Source organism: Ferroplasma sp. Type II (assembly GCF_000496155.1).
This window is the reverse complement of record NZ_KI542771.1, coordinates 1-1,756: the sequence shown is the minus strand read 5'-3', so window position 1 is coordinate 1,756 and position 1,756 is coordinate 1. Positions and strand designations below refer to the sequence as shown.

At 35.1% G+C, this 1,756-nt stretch carries 2 protein-coding genes and 1 pseudogene; all 3 read right to left on the bottom strand.

Annotated features, from left to right (window positions below):
- A pseudogene (locus tag AMDU4_RS10875) lies at positions 1-744 on the bottom strand (amino acid permease); the annotation flags it as partial.
- A gap of 249 nt (positions 745-993) precedes the next feature.
- Positions 994-1,311 (bottom strand): nucleotidyltransferase domain-containing protein, encoded by a 318-nt coding sequence (locus AMDU4_RS10870; protein WP_021788008.1) that lies wholly within the window; start codon positions 1,309-1,311, stop codon positions 994-996.
- Positions 1,295-1,681: a HEPN domain-containing protein gene (locus tag AMDU4_RS10865; protein WP_021788007.1), complete on the bottom strand. Its 387-nt coding sequence runs from the start codon at positions 1,679-1,681 to the stop codon at positions 1,295-1,297. The genes AMDU4_RS10870 and AMDU4_RS10865 overlap by 17 nt, the downstream gene beginning before the upstream one ends.
- Positions 1,682-1,756: the final 75 nt, after the last annotated feature.

The window sequence follows — 1,756 nt, the reverse complement described above, 5'->3', positions numbered from 1 at the left end:
GTATGGCCTTTGAGTTTGTGGCTTCCTCTCCAGGGGGGCTGAGCCACCATAACCTATGAAGCTGGTTAATCCAAATATCATTCCAAGGCCAACACCGGTAATTGGGCCTCCCTCAGGGGAAAACCATGAACTGTACTGTGGCCATACAAAGGGATTGAAAACATTTAATGTATTGTCAGGTGCCTTAATTATTATAATTGCAGAAAGCACTGCAAGGAAAATCAGTTCAAAGAATGATGCGAACCTGATATATTTCATCTGTGGCCTGATTCCCACTATTGCGATCATAATAGGTATTATTATGAATGCAAGTATGAATGGTATCCATATCCAGGCAGGCATTCCTACACCAAGAAAATACTGTACAACGCCTGGTAGAACTACTCCGGACACAAACACAGGGATTGCGGCTGTGCTTACAGTCTGATACATGGGATACATTAACCCTGCACTGATTGCAGGTACAGGTCCAAACGCATTGGCTATGTATCCATAATAACCACCGGCACTGGCATGCCTCTTTGAAAGATGGTATAATGTATTCACTTCAAGAAACATTGTCAGGGTCGCTATTATAAATGATAAAGGTGTAAGGAAAAATGCAAAAACAGCAGATGATACTACAAAGGCTATTGCATCACAGGCGGGTGCCATGGCTGATATTTCCTCGGCTATTGCCCCCCAGACTCCCACCTGTCCCTTTTTGAGCCTGTTTTCGTACTGTATTGCTTTATTATCAGCCATATAAAATTAGTATGGCACTAATGTATATATAGTTTGTTGGTTATATTAAAAAATGCCATACTGGTGTTAAAATAACATAGTATGTTCCTTCATGTTTGCCTCTCATCATAAATTTGAAAGATTTACATGATGAATACGGCATCTACTTATTTCTGAAAATCCAGGCATTAGAATATTTGACGACTACTTTCTAGATGTGATGACCTATGTTAAACTCATTTGAAGAGGTATTATGATGGATTCCAATATCTAGGATAAAATTTCTTCCATATTCTCAGAGAAATTTTTGTACCAGCTAAATCCCTGATCGTTAACTATGTGCAATTCGACAGGTGCATCAATATTTTTAAGTATTTTTATATAAATTTGATCGTTTAAATTTGTGTCGTTTTCCAATATTAATATATCTATATCACTGGAGGCGGTAATTTTCCCTGATAAAACTGATCCAAAAACAAAAACTCTTGCATATTTATCAATAGCTTTAACCATACGGTAAACATCACTACAAACTGAACGGTAATTTTTTAAGTACTCCCATTTTTTTAATTCAAAATTTATCGACATATTTCTTGAACACCTCCACCACAAAACGGTAAATATTTTTTGTTTCGACCTCATCAAACTCTACTGGCATATATCTTGTAGATATATATGCATCACTTAGTCTTCCCAGATAAAGCAAGTTCATCTCATCTGTAACCAAACCCTTTAAACTGTCATCGACTTCAGATAATTTATTTATCAATTCTTTTAACGAATGAGTACGGGGATAGTATCCTAATTTTATCAGCATTGCATATTGTAATATTAATTCGCAATATTGCTCCAGGTTAAAAATAGCTAAATCGTATTTTTTAATGCCTATGAGATGTTTTGATTCTTCTAAAAAATCAGAACTCCTTTTTTTTAAAATTTGAACTTCACTAAACGACAAGTATATCTATAGATAATTTCTAACAACTATTAAATTTTTACTTATCACTTACTCTTTCGAAAGAATTTCAATTAA

Bases quoted from the DNA above. Each gene is read 5' to 3' on its own strand.
- AMDU4_RS10870 (WP_021788008.1), bottom strand. From the start codon at position 1,311: ATGTCGATAAATTTTGAATTAAAAAAATGGGAGTACTTAAAAAATTAC.